A 5,903-nucleotide genomic window follows, 5' to 3' on the forward strand; every position below is an offset into this window, starting at 1 on the left:
TCGCTGGTCGACGAACGACGAGCATGTGGACTACCTGCTTCGAGGCAAGGCGCTCGAAGAGGCGGAGGCATGGATGCGGGAGCAGGACCGCGAGGTCGCCTCCCTGACAGCGGAGTTCATCACCCGTTCCCGGTTGGCCCAACGAACCCAACACCTCTCGAGGCAGAGGACCCAGGCCTTCTGGTTGGCACCCGGCCTCATTGTCCTGCTGCTGTTCACGGTCTTCGTCAACAAGTACCTCCAACAGGTCGAGGGAGAGAAAAGGACCATGCAGTTGCGGCTCGACACGCTGAGAGCGGAGGCGGATGCCAGCGCGGCCGCGCTCGCTCGCAGACAGGAGGAGATCAAGACCCTCCGGTTGGACCGGGAACGGATCGGCAACGAGCTGAAGACGAAGCACGAGGCGCTCTCCCTGCTGGAATCCAAGCGCCTCATGCTCCTGGCAATGCGGTCCAAGGACGCGAAGGAACGCAGGAGCATCGAGGAGCAGCTCGCCACAGTGAACACGGCCATCCATCTGGCGACCGTGGAACGTGGCAAGCTGGAGGCGGATCTGGGCGCCTCGAGCCGAAGAGTCCGGTTCCTCGAAGAGCAGATCGGTCAGCTCAAGACGGATCGCGACAACACGACCCGGAAACTGCTGGAAGTCCATACGCTGCTCGACAAGGCCACGCTCGCCCAGCAGGACCTCGTCGGGCAGATCAGCTCATTGGAGAGCCAGATCCGGGACATGAACAAGAAAACGAGTGAACTCCAGTCCCGATATGAGAATTGTAATGCGACTCTGACGCAGAGTCAGGCGGATCTCGACGCGACGCGAAGCGAGATGCGATCCTGCACGGTCCAGCTCGAGCAACGCCCGGACACTTCGACGGTACCCACCTCGGTGCCCAAAGCCACTCGGCTCTGACCCATCCCTTCGTCAGAGTTGATCCGCATCCCCACCGGCGGCGGGGTGAACCGGCGCAGGCCCCCCTCAAGCGTGCGGAGGAAGACGAGCGAGGGATCCTGCTCGGTGGTAGCTCATGAGTTCAATGGGAGGTGGTACGTTCGCGCTCCCCATGGAAGTCACGCCTCGCCACTGGGTGGGTGTCGCCGCCGTCACCGCCGTCTCCTGCCTCTTCGCCCTGGGTCTCCGGTACACGCCGGACTCGCTGCACTACCTGGCCGTGGCACGTGGCCTGCTCTCGGGCGCGGGGCTGTCGGGGACGCTGCTGGCGGTGGACCTGCCCATCCCCCGCCCCCTGGACCTGTGGCCCCCCTTGTACCCCCTGGCCCTGGCCGCCGGCCTCGGGGCGGGTCTCGGCCCGGACGCCACGGCCATGCTGGTGAACGTGCTCTCCATGGCCCTGCTCTCGGGAGCCCTCTTCTCCCTGGCGCCCGCCGGCCAGGGCGCCCGCTACACCTGGAGCTGCGCGGCGCTCATCATCCTCTACCGGCCCTTCGGGCACGTGGTGACCTACGCCTGGTCCGAGCCCCTGTGCATCGCGCTGCTGGCCCTCGCCCTGGCGCTCGAGGTCCGCTCGGGCACGGCGCGCTCGGGGAAGTGGCTCTCCTTCTGGACGGGCGTCGCCCTGGGGGCCGCCGTGTTGACCCGCTACGCGGCGGCCTTCGCGCTGCCCGCCCTCGGGGTGGAGCGCCTGCTGCGGATGCGCGAGGACCCCGGCGCTCGGCGCCATCATCTGATGGAGCTGCTGGCACTCGGGGCGGGCTGGCTGCTGCTGGTGGCGCCCTGGCTCGCCCGGAACCTGTCCCTGTTCGGCGGCCTCCTGGGGACACCCCATGCGCCTCGCTCGGAGGGGTTCATCGACTCGCTCCTGTCCGGCGTGAGCACGCTGCTGGGGGATGCCTCCTTCGGCGCCTTCGGGCTGCTCTGCGTGACGAGCGTGCCGTGGCTATCCGGGCGGGCGCCTCCGAAGTCACTCCAGGGCTTGCGGCCCGCCGCGCTGCTGAGCGTGTCGTACTTCCTGTGCCTCTTCTGGACCGCGACCCGCACCCACATGGATGCCCTGGACAACCGGCTGCTGGCCCCCATGGGCGTCGGGCTGATTCCCCTCATCGCCGCCGTACTGGTGGAGATCCTCCAACGCACGGAGATCTGGCGGGCGCCGTCGCTGGCCGTCACGGGCCTGATCCTCATCGCCGGGCACCTGTGGAGTCCGGTACGTGAGCGGTTGAACCACCCTCGGCGTGGGCTCGCTTCGCTGAGGAAGATGATCACGCCGGTCCCGGATTGGGTGGAGACCCATGTCACGGAGCGGGATCTCCTGCTGGGCCCGCAGCTGTGGTTCGTGCACCCCTTCTCCCCCGCTCCGGTGGTGGCGCACGGCTACCCCGAGCGAGGGCTCATGACGCTGGCGAGTCTGGGCCCCTTCCTCAAGCAGCACCGCCATGCATACGAGCGCTTCTTCTGGCTCGACGTGAAGCCCCCGCCGGTCTCCTCCGAGGAGTTCGAGGTGGTGGAGGTGGAGAGGCTGGCCACGAACCCCTATTGGTCCACGGTGTGGAACACCGTCTGGCGGATCCGCCTCCGGGAGTGAGGGACAGCCGTGCTGTTCCGCCTGCTCGCCAGCTCACCTGTCCGACTTGGAGCGCTCCGACTCTTCCTTGGCCGCCTTCTCCTTGCGCTCCCGCTCCTTGAGCACTCCCTTGCTCGAACTCCACCACTCGGGGGCCACGAACAGCACGAGGATGGAGAACAGGATGATGCCGACCAACGACTCCCACACCATGGGCTCCTCCGAACCGTCCTGAACCACAATGGGCCTGTCAACGTAACGCCGGGCGAGGGTGGATACCACGAAGGATGGCTGCCTGGGTCGCGGCCGAGCGTGGTAAGGGCCGGCCCATGCCAAACCAGAAGACCCTCGAGGGAGTGGACGGACTCAAGGCGGTGCTCGGGCAGCAGCTCGGCGCCTCCGAGTGGAAGGAGCTGGCGTACGAGGACATCGTGCGCTTCGCCGAGGCCACGGGCGACTTCCAGTGGATCCACGTGGACCGGGAGCGGTGCAAGCGCGAGTCCCCGTTCGGGGTGCCCATCGCCCACGGCTACTTCAGCGTGTCGCGCATCGCGGGGCTGTTCTTCGAGATCATCGACGTGCGGGGCTTCGGGCTCGTCCTGAACTACGGCCTCAACAAGGTGCGCTTCCCCGCTCCGCTCAAGCTGGGGGCCCGTTACCGGCTGACGCTCAAGCTCGCCGAGCTCAAGGACCTGCCCAAGGGCGTCGAGGCCCTGCTGCTCGCGAACATCGAGGTCGAGGGCGAAGCCAAGCCCGCGTGCTCCGCCGAGGTGGTCTACCGCTTCATGCTGGCGTGAGCCGCGCCCCTTTCAAGCCCGCCGCGTGGGAGGCGGTGCGACGATGCCCGAGCGATGGATCCGCTCGACGGCTTCCGCCAGCCGCTCCTCGCTCTGCACGAGGGCGATGCGCACGTGGCCCTCGCCCAGGGTGCCGAAGCCACTGCCGGGAACGACGGTGATGCCGGCCCGCTCCAACAACTCCATGGCGAAGGCGAGGCTGGAGTCGAACCCGTGCGGCACGGGGGCCCAGCAGAACATGGTGGCCTTCGGCTTGGGGATGGCCCAGCCCACGCGGGTGAGCCCATCCACGAGCACGTCCCGGCGACGCTGGTAGGTGGCGGCCATGTCGGCCACGCACTGCCGTGGCCCGGTGAGGGCGGCGACGGCGGCGGCCTGGATGGGCCGGAAGAGCCCATAGTCGAGGTGGGCCTTCACCTCCGCCAGCAGGCCGAGGAGCCGCGCGTTGCCCACGGCGTAGGCGACGCGTGCGCCCGCGAGGTTGTACGTCTTGGACAGGGAGTTGAACTCCAGGCCCACCTCCATCGCGCCGGGCGTCTCCAGGAAGCTCGGGGGCCGGTACCCATCGAAGCTCAGCTCGCTGTAGGCGGCGTCGTGCAGGATGATCGTGCCGTACTTGCGAGCGAAGGCGACCACCTGCTCGAAGAAGCCGGGCCGGACGATCGCCGCCAGTGGGTTGCTCGGGTAGTTGAGCACCAGCAACTTCGCACGCCGCTTCACGTCCTCGGGCAGGGCCTCCAGGTCCGGGAGGTAGCCGAGTTCGGCCTTCAGCGGCACGGGGTAGAGCTCGGCTCCGGCCAGCACGGGGCCCGCGGTGTAGATGGGGTAGCCTGGGTCGGGCACCAGCACGAGGTCCCCCGGATCCGTGACCGCCTGGGTGATGTGGGCCAGGCCCTCCTGCGAGCCGGTCAGCCCCAGCACCTCGGAGTCCGGATTGAGCGCCACGCCGAAGCGGCGCTGATACCAACCGGCCACGGCCTCGCGGAAGGCGGGCAGGTCGCGCATCGGGTAGCCGTAGTTGCCCGGGTCCTGGATGGCGCGGGCCATGGCCTCGGTGATGTGCGAGGCCGGGGGCAGGTCCGGGCTGCCGATGGACAGGTTGATGACATCGGCCCCCGTGGCGAGCTTGCGCTTGCGCGCCTCGTCCATGGTGGTGAAGACGGCGGCGGCGAGCTTCTGGAGACGCTGGGGCTTGGGGTTCGACATGGCGCGGGCGCCCCTCTATCACGCCCCGGCCAGGAGCGTTTGAAGGCCACCTGACGCAGCCTCTCCACGAGTTGCCCATGAGAGGGGATACTCACATGTATTTCTGGTATAACCCATTGTTCACGGTCTCTCCCCGAGGCCGTGTCCCCCAACATCCGAGAGGTTCCCATGCACTTGTTTTCCAGGTCCGGGTGGGCGCTCGCCGCCGCCTGTACCGCACTGCTCGGTGCGAGTGGCGAGGCCCACGCCACCGCCGGCGTGGTTTTCGTCCACGGCACCGGTGACCAGTCCGCCAGCTCGGCGACGAGCGGCTACTGGACGCAGAGCTCCATCGACACGATGCGCAACGGCCGTCCCTATCTCATCGTCGGCTATCCCGGCGCGTCCTGTGCCGGCTTCAGCCAGTGCAGCTGGGGCGCCATCGTCGATCAGATCGTCCCCTGGCAGAACGCCAACGGCATCACCAGCTACACCGTCATCACCCACTCCAACGGCTCCAGCCCGCTGCGCTACATGCTCGGCCACACCGGCGCGGTGAGCGCCAAGGGCCATGCCGTCAACCTGGTCACGAGCAAGATTTCGCAGGTCATCTTCTCGGCGCCGGACCTGACGGGCACGCCGCTGGCGGACAAGGTGACGACGAGCGGCTCGTTCCTCAGCATCGCCAACAGCGTCGTCGAGTTCTTCGGCGGGGGTAGCTACAACAACCCGGCCGTGGTGCAGCAGCGCACGGACAACATGCGCACGTACAACTCGAACGGCACCTTCGCCGGCACGCTGGGCGCGACGTCGGTGGGCGGCAAGCCCATCTCCGTGGTGCGCGGCAACCGCGTCTACGCCAACCTCTTCTCGAGCGACGCGCACTGCGGCGGCTACATGTACGCGGTGGGCCTCAAGGCGGCGGCGCTGCTCGGCTGGGGCAGCTTCAGCGCGGGCACCGACGGCTTCATCGGCAACGACAGCTCGGGCTACTTCGGCAACATCATCATCGACGACGGCCGGCTCAACCACCACCAGTCGCGCCGCAGCTGCCACAACAGCGGCAACATCATCAAGCAGAAGGTGGCCAACGCCCCCATCCCCGCGCCCTCGCAGCAGACGTGGGCTCCCGAGACGAACGTGGCCGCCGCCGCGCTCGCCTGCAACAACTACTACTCGGGCTATGCGCTGGACTACATGACGGACCACACGGTGTGGAAGTACGGCTGCTCCTCCACCCAGCTCAACAACGGCACCCCCGAGCCCGACTGCCTCATCTCCTACGGCTACTCCAGCAGCTACCGCATTCCGAGCACCGCGAGCTGGAACCCGTACATCAACGCCTCCTACTACCCCACGTGGAGCGAGGTGTGCCCCGACTCGTGGCACGGCGACGGCATCT

The 5,903-nt window shown here is 67.9% G+C and carries 6 protein-coding genes; 4 read left to right on the top strand and 2 right to left on the bottom strand.

Going from position 1 to position 5,903, the window contains the following annotated elements; all coding sequences use genetic code 11:
- Positions 1 to 25: 25 nt before the first annotated feature.
- Both VF794_RS33760 and VF794_RS33765 read left to right on the top strand, forming a co-directional pair.
- Positions 26 to 910, top strand: coding sequence for a hypothetical protein (locus VF794_RS33760; protein ID WP_331117236.1), 885 nt, complete (start codon positions 26 to 28; stop codon positions 908 to 910).
- Positions 911 to 1,061: 151 nt separating this feature from the next.
- On the top strand, positions 1,062 to 2,540 hold the full coding sequence (locus tag VF794_RS33765; protein WP_331117237.1) for a hypothetical protein: 1,479 nt from the start codon (positions 1,062 to 1,064) through the stop codon (positions 2,538 to 2,540).
- A gap of 33 nt (positions 2,541 to 2,573) precedes the next feature.
- Here VF794_RS33765 and VF794_RS33770 read toward each other — a convergent pair whose 3' ends face one another.
- Positions 2,574 to 2,732: a hypothetical protein gene (locus VF794_RS33770; RefSeq protein ID WP_331117238.1), complete on the bottom strand. Its 159-nt coding sequence runs from the start codon at positions 2,730 to 2,732 to the stop codon at positions 2,574 to 2,576.
- 116 nt (positions 2,733 to 2,848) lie between these two features.
- Between VF794_RS33770 and VF794_RS33775 the strand changes: the two genes are divergently transcribed.
- Entirely contained in the window at positions 2,849 to 3,316 is a 468-nt protein-coding gene (locus VF794_RS33775) for a MaoC family dehydratase (protein WP_331117239.1), read from the top strand.
- Positions 3,317 to 3,328: 12 nt separating this feature from the next.
- Here the strand turns inward: VF794_RS33775 and VF794_RS33780 are convergent, their stop codons facing one another.
- Entirely contained in the window at positions 3,329 to 4,522 is a 1,194-nt protein-coding gene (locus VF794_RS33780) for an aminotransferase class I/II-fold pyridoxal phosphate-dependent enzyme (RefSeq protein WP_331117240.1), read from the bottom strand.
- Positions 4,523 to 4,690: 168 nt separating this feature from the next.
- Here VF794_RS33780 and VF794_RS33785 point away from each other — a divergent pair.
- Positions 4,691 to 5,903, top strand: a 1,213-nt coding sequence (locus VF794_RS33785) for a hypothetical protein (protein WP_331117241.1), incomplete at its 3' end; no start/stop codon positions are given.

Origin of the sequence: Archangium sp., assembly GCF_036389735.1 — a bacterium.
Lineage (GTDB): Bacteria > Myxococcota > Myxococcia > Myxococcales > Myxococcaceae > Archangium.